A 13,424-nucleotide genomic window follows, 5' to 3' on the forward strand; every position below is an offset into this window, starting at 1 on the left:
TTGTCAAATACGCATCGGCATAACGACGTATTTGAAATCGGTATTATCCGGTATGGAGATGAGCGCAGATGAATTGGCATCGCCCAGTTCGATACTGGTTTCATCATTTTTCAGGTTTCCGAGAACATCAAGCAGGTATGTGACATTGAAACCGATGTCGATGTTGTCGCCCGCATAATCGAGCTCGATTTCCTCGATCGCTTCTTCCTGGTCTGCATTGGTCGAACTGATCTTGAGACTGCCGGCAGCCAGAATGCAGCGGATTCCCTTGAATTTATCGCTTGTCATGATGGCGGCACGTTGCAGGGCCCTTTGCAGCAGTTCCCGTGAAATGACGAATTTGTTCTTGTATCCTTTCGGAATGACTCGGGTATAATCCGGGAATTTGCCTTCAACGAGTTTCGAGATCAGTTCGACATCACCGAATACAAAGCGGACCTGTGCACCGGAAAAATCGATCCTGACGGGATCTTCGGAATCTTCAAGCAGGCGTTGCAATTCAAGAATGGTTTTTCGCGGAATGATGACATCATTTTTGGGAAATTCCTGATCGGTTTCCATCTGGCAGAAAGCCAGACGGTGCCCATCGGTCGCAACGGCCTTGATGGTTTTGCCGTCAACCTGCAGCAGCAGGCCGTTCAGATAATAACGGATATCCTGCTGTGCCATGGCGAAATACACCATACTGAAGAGATTTTTCAGCGATTTCTGGGTAAGCGTTACTGATGTTTCATATTCAAGTGGCTGGGAAACGGTAGGAAAATCATCAGCTGGCAGGGTTTGCAACGAAAAACGGGATTTTCCGGCAGACACGACAAGCCGCTTGTCGTTTAAGGAAATCACGATATCGGACGAATCAGGGAGCGCCCGCAGGATATCGAGAAGCTTGCGGGCGGCAACGGTGGTGGTTGCATCTTCTTCCGTCGTACCGATTTCGGCATGGGTAACAATCTGGATTTCTGTATCGGTAGAAAGAAATGAAACGGCATTGCCTTCCTTACGTATCAGAATATTGGCCAGGATCGGCAAGGTATGTCTGCGTTCCACGATGCCGCTGACAGTTTGCAAAGGGCGAAGAAGATTGTCTCTGCCGGTTTTTACCAGTTGCATATTCTTTTCCTTGAAAAATAATTACTTTGTTTTTCGATAATTCGACTGTAATACTGTCAACCTTTCAAAGTTTGCTCAAGCACATGCAGTTCATGATTGCATTCAGGATTCTTCAAACGGTCCTGGGCAATTTTCCGGACAGCATGCAAAACGGTTGTATGGTCGCGTCCCCCGAACAATTCTCCAATTTCGGGAAGACTTTTCTGGGTCAGCTCTTTGGTCAGGTACATGGCTATCTGCCGGGGCCGTGCGATATTGGCCGGGCGTCTTTTGGAATACATGTCAGCTACCTTGATCCGGAAAAAATCAGCGACAGTTTTCTGGATATTTTCAACGGAAATTTGCCGGTTTTGTACGGACAACAGGTCTTTAAGGGCTTCTTTCGTGAGTTCGATCGTGATATCCCGTCCGTGAAAGCGTGAAAAGGCAAGTATTTTTCGCAGGGCGCCCTCGAGTTCACGGACATTGGAACGCAAATGTTTTGCAACGAAAAAGGCAACGTCATCGGACAGTTGAATACCTTCCTGTCCGGCTTTCTTGATCAGAATGGCGACGCGCATTTCAAGTTCAGGCGGTTCGATAGCGACGGTAAGTCCTGAATCGAAACGGGAAGTCAGCCTGTCATCCATTCCCGATATTTCTTTCGGGTAGGTATCGCTGGTAATGATAATCTGTTTTCTTGCCGCGATCAGTGCCTCGAAAGCATAGAAAAATTCTTCCTGTGTCCGGCTTTTACCGGAGAAAAACTGGATATCGTCGATGAGAAGCATATCCAGTGAATGATAATAGCGCTTGAAGTCATCGAAACCTTTTCGCTGGTAGGCCGTAACGACGTCACGGACGTATTGCTCGGCATGGATATAACGGATACGGGCGGATGGAATGTCCTGCAGGACTTGGTTGCCGATGGCATGAATCAGGTGGGTTTTTCCAAGGCCGACGCCGCCGAACAGGTAAAGCGGATTGTAGGAAACGCCCGGATTGTTGGCTACCTGAATGGCCGCAGCCCGGGCAAGCTGGTTGGCTTTGCCTGTCACAAAACTGTCGAAAGTCATTTCGGCATTGATTCGGCTTTGTTCGCGGACAGGTGTTTCCATAGCCGCAACCTTGTGATTGATTTCGACCGGACTGTTTTCGGATGACGATGAATCCATTCCGGAGACAGGCGAAACGGTTCTGGCCGGAGAAGAAGTCCGTGGTTGAGGGTTTAATATGAACTGTACTTCTACCGATGCGTCAAGAAACTGGGAAGCCAGTGCGGTGATTCTGTCCGCGTACTGGGTTTTGACCCAATCCAGCTTGAAACGATTGGGAGCGGCGATACGGAGTATGCTGTCATTGTAATCCAGCGGGACAAGAGGCTTTATCCACGCACTGAATTGCTGGGGAGTCAATTCCAGTTCCAGTCGCGACAAGCAGTTTTGCCAAAAATTTTTCATATTTCAACGATAAACCCTGCAATCGCTGTTTGCAGGTGAAAAGCGATTTTTGATATCCGATGAGAGGCAATCCGAAGTAGCAGGGTGAAGACCGGTACCTGTTTCCATAAATAGCTATTTTACCTTGAATCAGCCGAGTTATCCACAGGCGACGTCTGTTTTTTGACCGATTTCCGCATATCAGTACAGATTCATATTGACAGAAAGGGTGAAACTACGGTCTAATCATTGGTTCCTTGCGCATAACTTGATGTTTTGTTTTGATTAATGCAACCGATTGCCGGTAACTGATTGATCAGGGCAGATTGCATCATATTCTGAATTTTTTTTGCTGATTAGCGAGACCATCATGAAACGTACTTATCAACCCTCAGTCGTGCGTCGTAAACGCACCCACGGTTTTCGTGCCCGCATGGCAACCAAAAACGGCCGGGCAGTTCTGAATGCACGTCGTGCAAAAGGCCGTAAACGTCTGGCTGTCTAGGCTGGTATTCATCAAGCTGATTGTGTGAACGGAAAATTCTCTTCCGATCGGCGTATCGTCAAAACGGATGATTTTTCATCCGTTTTTCGTATGCGTCCATGTGCACGGACAGAACATTTTGTCCTATTTGCACGTTTGAACAAACTGACACATGCCCGGCTCGGCATCGTTGTCGCCAAGCGGTTTGCACCACGGGCCGTTACACGTAATACGGTCAAAAGAGTATGCAGGGAAGTATTCCGTTGTATGCAAATGCCGGCATTCGATTGTATTATCCGTATGACGTCTGCTGTGAATGCCCGCAAAGGACCGGCGACCAGTTCCCGACTGAAACGTATTCTTCGTGAGGAGGTGTACCGTTTGATCGCTTCACGGAAAACAAATCAGAAAAACCGACTATGGTGAAATCTCCCTTGAAATGGCTGCTTATCATTTTAATTCGGGGATATCAGTTGTGTATCAGCCCGTATCTGGGGCAAAATTGTCGTTTTTACCCGACTTGTTCGCAATATGCATTGAAAGCGATTTCCGTGCACGGCTGTTTCAGGGGAATTGTTCTGACACTTATGCGGTTATGCAAATGTCATCCGTTCCATCCGGGGGGTTATGATCCTGTACCTGAAAAAAAGTCCGGTTGTAATTGTGGTGTGTCGTTCGGAAATGACGGCAAAAATATTTGAAAAGTAAATTATGGACACCAAAAAACGTACTACGCTATTGCTGATTCTAGCAATATCGCTGTTTATGCTTTGGGATAACTGGCAGGTGTATCGTGGTGGTTCATCTCTGATATTCCGGCATGAAGCCAAAAAAACCGATCCCAATGCAAATTTGCCTGAGGTACCTGTGGAGACGGCGGCTGTACCGGTTGAAAAGGGAACGCCGCCTGTCGCTGCGGCGGCTGAAGCCCGGAAAGTTGTGCATGAAAAACAGCCTGAACTGGTTACGATAACAACGGATGTTCTCAAGGCGAAAGTGTCTTCCGATGGCGGTGTTTTCCAGTATTTGCAGTTGTTCAAGTATCCGGATACGGTTGATACAGAAAAGGACATGGTTCTTTTCAAATCGGAACCGCCGCATGTGTATCTCGCACAGACTGGTCTGACAGGTGGAGCGTATCCGAATCATGCAACCCGTTTCACGATTCGGCCCGGGGAGCGTTCCCTCGCTGATGGCATGGATGAAATCAAGCTGGTCATGGATGCCGAGCAAAATGGTGTTCGTCTGACAAAAACCTATACATTCAAACGGGGAAGCTATGTGGTCGATGTCAATCAGAAAGTGACGAATCTGACTAATGAGCCGATTGATGCTTCCCTGTATCTCCAGTTGTTGAGAGACAGCAGCAGGCCGGAAGGTCAGTCCCGGTTTATCAGTACATTTACCGGACCTGCCGTTTATTCACAGGACGACAAATTCCAGAAACTGAAGTTTGACGATATTGGTGAAGCCAAAGGTGCCAGCCACGTGACCAAAACCGATAACGGATGGATTGCGATGGTGCAGCATTACTTCGTTTCCGCTTTCATTCCGGAAGACAAGATTGATCGCGAAAACTATACCAAGAAAGTCGGAGAGGATCTTTATACAATCGGAACGGTTATTCCGCTGGGTACTCTTGGTCCGAATGCTTCTGCCGATAATGAATCAAGATTGTATGTCGGACCCCAGGAATCGGCTATTCTGGAGCAGACTGCACCCGGTCTGGAACTGGTCAAGGATTATGGCTGGCTGACGATTATCGCCAAACCGATTTTCTGGCTGATGACCCATATTCACAATGAAGTGGGTAACTGGGGATGGACGATCATCATTCTGACTTGTCTGATCAAGCTTCTTTTCCTGCCGTTGTCTGCGGCCAGTTACAAAAGCATGGCAAGGATGAAGCAGTTTACGCCAAGAATCCAGCAATTGCGTGAGCGTTACAAGGATGACAAGCAGCGCATGAACCAGGAATTGATGGCACTTTACAAGGCTGAAAAAATCAATCCTCTGGGAGGATGTCTGCCGGTCGTTGTCCAGATTCCGGTATTCATCTCACTGTATTGGGTATTGCTTGCCAGTGTAGAAATCAGAAATGCACCGTGGCTTGGCTGGATTCATAATCTGGCGGCACCTGATCCGTTTTTCATTTTGCCGATCGTGATGGCCGGATCCATGTTCCTGACCCAGAAAATGAGTCCGCCTCCACCAGACCCGTTGCAGGCCAAACTGATGATGTTTCTGCCGATCGTGTTTTCGATCACATTCTTTTTCTTTCCGGCGGGTCTGGTTCTGTACTGGGTCGTCAACAATTTGTTGTCAATTGCCCAGCAGTACTGGATTAACAAACGGTACGGGAATACACCAACCAAAAAAGCGGTCTAATTTCAGACCGCTCCCGAAAAAAGCCCGTGTGCATGCATGGGCTTTTTTGTGTCAGAAACTTTTTTGATGGAATGGGTGATGATCTGGTTGTTCGATCTCGACAATACTTTGCATAATGCCTCGCTTGCCATATTTCCGGAGATCAGTGCGAATATGAATGCCTTTCTCTCCGTATATATGAAAAAAAATGGTGATGTTCGTCTGTCGACTGAAGCGGCCAATCAGTTGAGGATCGAATACTGGAAACGATTCGGTGCGACTCTGCTGGGTATCAGCAAGGTTCTGGATCAGAGAGCTAGGGATTTTCTGGAAGCTGCCCATCGCTTTTATGATCTGAAGTCATTGCTCAGTGCGGAAAGAGGTCTTCCTGTATTGTTCAGAAAGCTGCCGGGCAGAAAAGTTCTTTTGACAAATTCGGCTTATCGTTATTCGGCAGACATATTGAAGCTGTTGGGGGTCCATCAATTTTTCGAAAAACATATTGCCATAGAATCCATGCGTGTTTTCGGAAAATTCGAACCCAAGCCATCCGGAAAATTTTTTCGCAAATTGTTGGCGATGCTTAAAGTACGACCGGAAGATTGTGTGCTTGTGGAAGATAATATCCATATTCTGAAAAAAGCCAAGGCAATGGGTATGAAGACTGTTCTGGTGACACGATATCTCGACAGGGGTCGTTTTTCCCAACATTCCTATCCATACCCGTCAGGAAAGAGACAGGCTGGCAGGCCGGCATTCATAGATCTGAAAATGACCTCTGTTCGCCGATTACCGCATTATTTGGAACGTTTTTGTTAATTTTTCATTTTGTCGTCAATTATGGGTACAACCAGATCCGGAGAAAGAAAACTGCAAATATTACAGGCACTGGCACAGATGCTTGAAGAACCACGTGGAGAAAAAATAACGACGGCAGCTCTGGCACGGCGTCTTTCCATATCCGAAGCGGCCCTGTACCGGCATTTTGCCAGCAAGGCCCAGATGTTCGAAGGTTTGATCGAATTTATCGAATCGAGCGTATTTGGCGTGATTAACCAGATTAACGAAAAGGAAGAAAACGGATTGCTGCAGACACAGTCTGTTTCCATGCTGCTGCTCAATTTCGCAGCACGTAATCCGGGTATGACACGGGTGATGATCGGCGATGCGCTGGTCAATGAAGATGGCCGCCTGCAATTGCGTATGAACCAGTTTTTTGATCGGGTTGAACTGACTCTCAGACAGTGTTTGCGTCTTGCGGTTGTCCAAGGACAAACCAAAGAAGAATGGGTCACAGTCAAAAGTAATTTGATGATGAGTTATATTATCGGCAAACTGTTCCGTTTTGTGAAAACACAATTCAAGGAAAATCCGACTGGAGGTATGCAGGAACAGATCAACTTCATTCTTTCCTGACAGGGTTGTTGTGGGAACTCCGGTGAGAAAATCACGTTTTGTGGCAGTCATTATCGATTGGAACTGTATACCGGAATTGCCGCAAATGGGGTTTCGGTTTTTGAAAAACTGATGCCGTTGGAAAAGGGATCGTTGGAAAGGCGGTTTGATGGACGGCGTTTTTTAATCCCGCGTCGGTATGATCAGGGGGGATGCTCCCGTTAATTGCCATGATAATGAGTCCTTCCTGATGGAAATTCAGGTCGGGTGCATTAAAATGACAATCAAATGTCGTTAGCGTAAACGTGGTATTTTCTGTTCGCTCTTTATCCTGTAATTGCTGTATCGCCGATTCTATTGTATGGCAGGTGGCTGACGCTGACTCTGAATGATTTTTCTTAAATTTTTCGTGAAAAATTCTCCTAAAATGAATTATAAAAATTTTTCGATTGGTCTGACTGGAGGGATCGGAAGTGGCAAAACACTGGTGGCGAACATGTTTGCCGATCTGGGCGCATCCGTTGTGGATGCAGATGAAGTCGCCAGAAATCTGACTGCTCCTGGCGGGGAAGGGATTGGGCCAATCCGCAAGGAGTTCGGTTCGCAATTCATTCGACCGGACGGAGCGATGGATCGTGCCATGATGAGGGAACATGTTTTCTCGGATGCCAGGGAACGTTTGAAGCTGGAAGCGATCCTTCATCCATTGATCAGGGACGTTTCGTTACGCCAGGCACAGGAAGCAAAAGGGGACTATGTCATTTTTGTCAATCCGTTGCTGGTCGAATTGCCGATATGGCACGGTATGGGAACAAGAGTGCTTGTTGTCGATTGTCCGGAAGAGTTGCAGGTTTCGAGAGTCATAAGGCGTAACAATATGTCGGCAGAACAGGTCAGGACCATTATGGCAACGCAGGCATCCCGGGAAAAACGTTTGTCGATGGCCGATGATGTCATTGAAAATGATCGTGGTATTGATGAGGTAGCGCGAAAAGTGGAATATTTGCATGCTGCCTATAAAAAACTGGCGGAAAATTCCGCTTCATGAGTTCGTACGGTTTGTTTTTTTCGTACGGTTCCTTCAGAATCGTGAGAAGATGAGACATCGACATTGAAAGAGGCCTCACATTGATAATTTACGAATACCCTTTCAACGAACGTATCCGTACTTTGTTGCGGCTTGAAGATTTGCATGAAAGATACTCCTTCTTTCTGCATCAGGGCCATGCCCTGCAACATCATGTCGCCCTGACAACTGTTTTTGAAATGCTGGAGGTCGCAAGCCGTTCCGATCTCAAGTCAGATCTCTTGCAGGAACTGGAACGCCAGAAACAAATATTGTCCGGATTTCAGTCACATCCGAATATTCAGAGAACTGTACTCGACGATGTATTGCGCGAAATCGATAATGTCAGTACGGCTCTGGTGAACACACATGGCAAAACCGGGCAGAGTATTCGGGAAAACGAATGGCTGATGAGTGTCCGGGGAAGAACCATTATTCCGGGAGGAGCTTGTGAATTCGATTTGCCGTCTTATTATGCATGGCAACATCGTTCTCCTGATGAACGGGCCAGGGATATTGCCGAGTGGTTCTCGCCCATGCAATCGCTGATCAACGCTGTCGGGTTGGTTTTGAGGTTGCTGCGTGCGTCAGGCATTCAGTTTAAAATAATCGCCCATTCCGGAAGTTATCAGCAAATGCTGCAGGGAAAGGTACACCAGATGTTGCGTTTGCGGATTGATTCCAGAAGTGGCGCTATTCCCGAAGCTTCCGCGAACAAATATATGCTCTGGATCCGGTTCACAAAGCAGGATGGCACGATGAAACCTAAACCGTTTGAGGAAGATATACCTTGTGAATTGACCTTATGCTGAGACATGGTTACGATCGTTAAATGCCCCGTATGTGGCAAAGAAGTGGAATGGAAGGAATCTAACCGGTATCGTCCGTTTTGTTCCGAGCGTTGCAAACAGATCGATTTGGGCGCATGGGCGGAAGAAAAATACAAGGTTTTCGCTGTTGAGGATGAGGACAGTGAGGATGACGGAACGATCGGGGTAAAATGAGTTTCGATGGCAAAAGGAAATTTGTCTTGATAGTCTTGATAAGTTGGAATGCTTAGGCAATAATTTGCATTATGTGCAAAACAGTTCTTCATTCAGCAGTTATTCTTCTCACCCAGCACTGGCGTTGGCGCAAGCCAAGAGCCTGATAACTTCCTATGCGCTTTTCGTGCGCGCCTTTCTTCTGATTCCGACTGGTTCTGAATATCGAGCCATAACCGGATAAAGCACGGATCAATTGTGTTTCCCAAAAAATATTGCAAGGGTGATGTCATGTTGCTGATGATAGACAATTACGATTCCTTTACCTATAACCTGGTTCAGTATTTCGGTGAACTGGGAACCGATGTCGAGACTTACCGCAACGACGAGATATCTCTGGATCAGATCGAAAAGCTGAATCCGGATCATATCTGTATTTCTCCGGGGCCAAAGACACCCTATGAGGCGGGTATTTCTCTGGAAGTATTGAGATATTTCGCCGGCAAAAAGCCTATTTTCGGTGTTTGTCTTGGCCATCAGTCCATCGGTGCGGCATTCGGTGGAAAAATCGTTCGGGCCAAGCAGGTCATGCATGGCAAAACTTCTCCTGTTTTTCACAATGACAAAGGTGTTTTCCGGGGATTACCCAATCCGTTTACCGTAACCCGGTATCATTCACTGGCAATTGAGAGGGAAAGCCTGCCGGAATGTCTGGAAATAACGGCCTGGACGGAAGATGGAGAAATCATGGGAGTCCGTCATAAACAATACGCCATTGAAGGAGTGCAGTTCCATCCGGAGTCCATTCTTTCCGAAGAAGGTCATTCATTGCTCAGTAATTTCATCGGGAGGCAGTCATGACATCGATCAAGCCACAGGAAGCACTTTTAAGATGTATTGAACATCGTGAAATTTTTCATGATGAAATGCTGTCGCTGTTCCGCAGTATCATGAGCGGAGAGATGTCACCACTCATGATAGCGGCACTGACGATCGGACTCCGTGTCAAAAAGGAAACGGTTGGTGAAATTGCTGCAGCAGCACAGGTGATGAGGGAATTTTCCCTGAAAGTGAAGGTAAGGCACCCAGAAAATCTTCTCGATATTGTCGGAACAGGGGGGGATGGTGCTCATACTTTCAATATTTCGACGGCATCCATGTTTGTTGCCGCAGCCTGTGGTGCACAGGTGGCAAAACATGGAAGCCGCAGTGTGTCATCGTCTTCGGGGAGTGCTGATCTGCTGGAAGCGCTGAATGTCAATATCGATCTTTCTCCCGAACAGATCGCCCGATCTATTGAAGAGGTCGGTATCGGTTTCATGTATGCCCCCAATCATCATGCAGCCATGAAACATGCAAAGGCCGTACGTGAGGAACTGGGAGTGAGGACGATTTTCAATATCCTCGGGCCTTTGACGAATCCTGCTTATGCCGACAATATCATGATGGGAGTCTTTCATCCCGATCTTGTCGGCATTCAGGTTCGTGTTTTGCAGAAAATGGGGTTGAAACGGGCTCTGGTTGTCTGGGGAAGGGACAATCTGGATGAAATTTCCTTGGGGGCCAGTACGCTTGTCGGTGAACTGTCGGACGGAAAAGTCCGTGAATATGACATTCATCCCGAAGATTTCGGTATCAGGATGTATGCCAGCAGGAATTTTCAGGTGGCCAATGCCGAAGAATCCAGGCGGATCGTTCTGGATACGCTGAACAACAGACCGACCCCGGCGGCAGATATCATTGCCCTGAATGCCGGTGCGGCATTGTATGCTGCCGGTAAAGCCAGGTCAATTGCCGATGGTCTGGCTCAGGCAAGAGCCGCGATTGAGTCGGGTGCTGCCCGGATGAAACTGGATCAGTTTGTCGGATTTACACAATCCGTTAACCGGAATTAGGAGCACGTTGTTATGTCGGATATTCTGCACAGGATTCTTTCCGTCAAGAAAACCGAAATCGAGGATGCCAGACGGAAACAGTCATTTGCCGCCTTGCAGGCGCAGGTGGAAGGCGATATCGGGATCAGGAACAATCGGCGCCATTTTGAAGGTGCGCTTCGGGCAAAATTGGCAGAAGGGGTATCTGCGGTTATTGCCGAGGTAAAAAAGGCATCCCCTTCCAAAGGTATTATACGGGAGTTGTTTTATCCCGCGGAAATTGCGGCAAGCTATGAAAAATATGGCGCAGCCTGTTTGTCAGTACTTACTGATAAAGAGTTTTTCAAAGGGGATCCGGGCTATTTGATCGAGGCGAAAAGAGCTTGTACCTTGCCGGTGTTGAGGAAAGATTTCATGATTGATCCTTATCAGGTTTACGAAGCTGCAGCATGGGGCGCCGACTGTATTCTGCTGATCGTTGCCGCGCTGGAAGACAGTCAGATGGCGGAGCTTGAGGCATGTGCATCCGGTCTGGGTATGAATGTTCTGGTTGAAGTTCATAATGCGGAAGAGCTGGAGCGCGCATTGCAACTTGAAACAGCTCTTCTCGGAATCAATAATCGTGACTTGAAAACATTCAGAACGTCTATCCAGAATACAATCAATTTGTTGCCGGGTTTGCCAAAAGACAAGCTGGTTGTTACAGAATCAGGGATTTTGCAAAGAGATGATGTTCTCAGGATGAGAGAAGCCGGTGTAAACGCCTTTCTGGTTGGAGAGGCTTTCATGCGTGCAAAAGAACCGGGCGAAGAACTGGCAAAACTTTTTGCCTGATTTCTTCGCCATCGCATTCGGTGATAGCGGTAGAATTTTGTCAGGTTTTCCGCGATTGCAACCAGTGCCGGCGGGCGTCTTTCATTGAAGCAGTTTCTTCCTTGGATAAGGTCAGAGTATACTTCGGAGCGTGTTCGCCGACCAGGACGGTATCGAATTTCATCAGTTCATCCCGGCGGAAAACGTGAATACTGACGGTCTCGCCGGTTGAATAGCGTGCAAGCTGCTTTTCAAGGTTGGCGACCGGATTTTCCGCCGAGACTCTCAGGCCGTCGATAGCCAGCAGAACATCGCCTGCCGAAATACCTGCCCGATGAGCCGTTCCTCCCTCGTAAACATGGGTGACAAGGCAATCGCTTCCTGAACGCTTGACCCGTATGTCCAGTCCCGGTTTTGTGTTGTTGCTCATATCGTTCATGGAAACACCGAATGAGGCGAGCAGGTCTTTTAGTGGCGGTGTTTCGGTGCCATAAATATATTTCTGGAAAAATTCGCGAAGATTCAGTCCACTGATTTCCTGTATGAGTGTTTCCGCTTCAGAGTCAGTGATTCCGCGATTTTTACCCCGGTAAAAATCGCGGCCGTATCGCTGCCATAGTGCACGCATGACATCATCGAGTGATTTGGAATGGTTCGTTTCCAACCGGATGGTCAAGTCAAGTGCCAGGGCAACAAGGGAACCTTTCGTGTAATAGCTGACCAGTGCATTCGGGGAGTTTTCATCCTGCCGATAATATTTGATCCATGCATCGAAACTGGCTTCGGCAACACTTTGTTTGAGATGTCCACGTCCACGCATGACATTGTTGATAGTATTGGCAATTTGCTGCAAGTAAGTACTTGCATCTATGATGCCGCTCCGGGCAATGGTCAGGTCATCGTAATAACTGGTGAATCCCTCAAAGAGCCACAAAAGCCGGGTGTATGTTTCCTGTTGCAGATCATAGGGAGCGAAAACCGCCGGTTTGATTCGTTTGACGTTCCATGTGTGAAAATATTCATGACTGCAAAGTCCGAGAAATTGCAGATAGTCCTCATTGATTTTCTGTGGGGCGGTGGCATGGCTGTTTTTGGCCGGCAGGGATGATCTCGAACAAAGCAGGGCTGTCGAGGATCTGTGTTCCAGACCGCCATAACCGTTTTTGACGACCATGATCAGAAATATGTATCGTGTGACAGGCGCTTTTCGGATTTCCGGTTCGAAAAGAGCTATTTCGGTTTCGCAAATTTTTCTGAGGTCATTTTCGATTCTTTCCAGATCGATATTCGGGACTCGTCCGGTAATGGCGATTTCATGCGGTATGCCGAATGCTTCAAACCGGCCGAGAATGAAGTTTCCCATTTCAACAGGGGAATCGATCAGTTCATCATAATTTTCCGCTCTGTAAGTTCCGAAGCCATAACGTTTTGCTTCGTATTCAGGCAGTGCAGTGGCGACACGCCATGATTTTGCCGCCGGATCCGCCGGTTTTCTGATATCCACAATATGCGGGACAGTTTCGTGACCGATAGCTTGAAGGAAAACGCTTGATCCGTTGAAGAAAGCATGGGTCTGGTCGAGATGGGCGGATCTGACTGAAAGGTCCCAGGCATAGACGTCATAGGTTACGGTGAGTGCTCCCGGGCAAGGGGTTGCCTGCCAGGTGTGCTTGTCGAGTTTGGACAAACTGACCGGCAGATCTTTGCAAACAGCGTGAATCTGCACGATGTTCCGGGCAAATTCCCTGATCATGTAACTGCCCGGTATCCATGCAGGCAGTCTGAACAATTGTCCCTTCTCATCCGGATCGGTGACGGTGACGGTTACACGGAACAGATGTGCGTTCAGATCCAGGGTTTCGATGGAATAATGAATAGCCTGTGTCATATCGTCGATTTGCTGTTTCAAATAGG

Annotated in this window: 15 protein-coding genes; 12 read left to right on the plus strand and 3 right to left on the minus strand. The window is 47.6% G+C overall.

Annotation, left to right across the window (positions count from 1 at the left end; all coding sequences use genetic code 11):
• Nucleotides 1–3: 3 nt before the first annotated feature.
• Both dnaN and dnaA read right to left on the minus strand, forming a co-directional pair.
• Nucleotides 4–1,110 carry a DNA polymerase III subunit beta gene (dnaN, locus tag NB647_RS01170; protein WP_269264723.1) on the minus strand — a complete coding sequence of 369 codons (1,107 nt, stop codon included), beginning with the start codon at nucleotides 1,108–1,110 and terminating at the stop codon, nucleotides 4–6.
• 56 nt (nucleotides 1,111–1,166) lie between these two features.
• Complete coding sequence (dnaA, locus tag NB647_RS01175) at nucleotides 1,167–2,549, minus strand: chromosomal replication initiator protein DnaA (protein ID WP_269283740.1); 1,383 nt, start codon at nucleotides 2,547–2,549, stop codon at nucleotides 1,167–1,169.
• 349 nt (nucleotides 2,550–2,898) lie between these two features.
• Between dnaA and rpmH the strand changes: the two genes are divergently transcribed.
• From rpmH to trpC, 12 genes are all read left to right on the plus strand, one after another.
• Entirely contained in the window at nucleotides 2,899–3,033 is a 135-nt protein-coding gene (gene rpmH / locus NB647_RS01180; RefSeq protein WP_005878438.1) for a 50S ribosomal protein L34, read from the plus strand.
• A gap of 24 nt (nucleotides 3,034–3,057) precedes the next feature.
• Nucleotides 3,058–3,438 carry a ribonuclease P protein component gene (rnpA, locus tag NB647_RS01185; RefSeq protein WP_269279402.1) on the plus strand — a complete coding sequence of 127 codons (381 nt, stop codon included), beginning with the start codon at nucleotides 3,058–3,060 and terminating at the stop codon, nucleotides 3,436–3,438.
• Nucleotides 3,432–3,713, plus strand: a complete 282-nt coding sequence (gene yidD / locus NB647_RS01190; protein WP_407946867.1) for a membrane protein insertion efficiency factor YidD — start codon at nucleotides 3,432–3,434, stop codon at nucleotides 3,711–3,713. The genes rnpA and yidD overlap by 7 nt, the downstream gene beginning before the upstream one ends.
• A gap of 10 nt (nucleotides 3,714–3,723) precedes the next feature.
• Complete coding sequence (yidC, locus tag NB647_RS01195; RefSeq protein ID WP_269283742.1) at nucleotides 3,724–5,400, plus strand: membrane protein insertase YidC; 1,677 nt, start codon at nucleotides 3,724–3,726, stop codon at nucleotides 5,398–5,400.
• 78 nt (nucleotides 5,401–5,478) lie between these two features.
• Nucleotides 5,479–6,198: an HAD-IA family hydrolase gene (locus NB647_RS01200; protein WP_269283743.1), complete on the plus strand. Its 720-nt coding sequence runs from the start codon at nucleotides 5,479–5,481 to the stop codon at nucleotides 6,196–6,198.
• A gap of 21 nt (nucleotides 6,199–6,219) precedes the next feature.
• Nucleotides 6,220–6,795 (plus strand): nucleoid occlusion factor SlmA, encoded by a 576-nt coding sequence (gene slmA, locus NB647_RS01205; protein WP_269279393.1) that lies wholly within the window; start codon nucleotides 6,220–6,222, stop codon nucleotides 6,793–6,795.
• 406 nt (nucleotides 6,796–7,201) lie between these two features.
• The gene (gene coaE / locus NB647_RS01210; protein WP_269283744.1) at nucleotides 7,202–7,822 is read left to right on the plus strand and encodes a dephospho-CoA kinase; all 621 of its coding nucleotides are present in this window, start codon (nucleotides 7,202–7,204) and stop codon (nucleotides 7,820–7,822) included.
• 80 nt (nucleotides 7,823–7,902) lie between these two features.
• Complete coding sequence (gene zapD / locus NB647_RS01215) at nucleotides 7,903–8,652, plus strand: cell division protein ZapD (RefSeq protein ID WP_269283745.1); 750 nt, start codon at nucleotides 7,903–7,905, stop codon at nucleotides 8,650–8,652.
• Between the two features lie 3 nt (nucleotides 8,653–8,655).
• Nucleotides 8,656–8,844, plus strand: coding sequence for a DNA gyrase inhibitor YacG (yacG, locus tag NB647_RS01220; protein ID WP_269264732.1), 189 nt, complete (start codon nucleotides 8,656–8,658; stop codon nucleotides 8,842–8,844).
• A 270-nt stretch (nucleotides 8,845–9,114) separates the two neighbouring features.
• On the plus strand, nucleotides 9,115–9,684 hold the full coding sequence (locus tag NB647_RS01225; RefSeq protein WP_269265896.1) for an anthranilate synthase component II: 570 nt from the start codon (nucleotides 9,115–9,117) through the stop codon (nucleotides 9,682–9,684).
• Nucleotides 9,681–10,718 (plus strand): anthranilate phosphoribosyltransferase, encoded by a 1,038-nt coding sequence (trpD, locus tag NB647_RS01230; protein ID WP_269264733.1) that lies wholly within the window; start codon nucleotides 9,681–9,683, stop codon nucleotides 10,716–10,718. The genes NB647_RS01225 and trpD overlap by 4 nt, the downstream gene beginning before the upstream one ends.
• Before the next feature lie 12 nt (nucleotides 10,719–10,730).
• Complete coding sequence (gene trpC, locus NB647_RS01235; RefSeq protein ID WP_269264734.1) at nucleotides 10,731–11,531, plus strand: indole-3-glycerol phosphate synthase TrpC; 801 nt, start codon at nucleotides 10,731–10,733, stop codon at nucleotides 11,529–11,531.
• 40 nt (nucleotides 11,532–11,571) lie between these two features.
• Here trpC and NB647_RS01240 read toward each other — a convergent pair whose 3' ends face one another.
• The gene (locus NB647_RS01240) at nucleotides 11,572–13,398 is read right to left on the minus strand and encodes a M61 family metallopeptidase (protein WP_269283747.1); all 1,827 of its coding nucleotides are present in this window, start codon (nucleotides 13,396–13,398) and stop codon (nucleotides 11,572–11,574) included.
• Between the last annotated feature and the right edge of the window lie 26 nt (nucleotides 13,399–13,424).

This window comes from Oxalobacter aliiformigenes (assembly GCF_027116575.1).
In the GTDB taxonomy this organism is placed as follows: domain Bacteria; phylum Pseudomonadota; class Gammaproteobacteria; order Burkholderiales; family Burkholderiaceae_D; genus Oxalobacter; species Oxalobacter aliiformigenes.

Excerpts from the sequence above, each read along its gene's own strand:
- dnaN (WP_269264723.1), bottom strand. The coding sequence starts at position 1,110 with ATGCAACTGGTAAAAACCGGCAGAGACAATCTTCTTCGCCCTTTGCAA.
- dnaA (WP_269283740.1), bottom strand. The coding sequence starts at position 2,549 with ATGAAAAATTTTTGGCAAAACTGCTTGTCGCGACTGGAACTGGAATTG.
- rpmH (WP_005878438.1), top strand. The coding sequence starts at position 2,899 with ATGAAACGTACTTATCAACCCTCAGTCGTGCGTCGTAAACGCACCCAC.
- yidD (WP_407946867.1), top strand. The coding sequence starts at position 3,432 with ATGGTGAAATCTCCCTTGAAATGGCTGCTTATCATTTTAATTCGGGGA.
- yidC (WP_269283742.1), top strand. The coding sequence starts at position 3,724 with ATGGACACCAAAAAACGTACTACGCTATTGCTGATTCTAGCAATATCG.
- NB647_RS01200 (WP_269283743.1), top strand. The coding sequence starts at position 5,479 with ATGATCTGGTTGTTCGATCTCGACAATACTTTGCATAATGCCTCGCTT.
- slmA (WP_269279393.1), top strand. The coding sequence starts at position 6,220 with ATGGGTACAACCAGATCCGGAGAAAGAAAACTGCAAATATTACAGGCA.
- coaE (WP_269283744.1), top strand. The coding sequence starts at position 7,202 with ATGAATTATAAAAATTTTTCGATTGGTCTGACTGGAGGGATCGGAAGT.
- yacG (WP_269264732.1), top strand. The coding sequence starts at position 8,656 with ATGGTTACGATCGTTAAATGCCCCGTATGTGGCAAAGAAGTGGAATGG.
- NB647_RS01225 (WP_269265896.1), top strand. The coding sequence starts at position 9,115 with ATGTTGCTGATGATAGACAATTACGATTCCTTTACCTATAACCTGGTT.
- trpD (WP_269264733.1), top strand. The coding sequence starts at position 9,681 with ATGACATCGATCAAGCCACAGGAAGCACTTTTAAGATGTATTGAACAT.
- trpC (WP_269264734.1), top strand. The coding sequence starts at position 10,731 with ATGTCGGATATTCTGCACAGGATTCTTTCCGTCAAGAAAACCGAAATC.
- NB647_RS01240 (WP_269283747.1), bottom strand. The coding sequence starts at position 13,398 with ATGACACAGGCTATTCATTATTCCATCGAAACCCTGGATCTGAACGCA.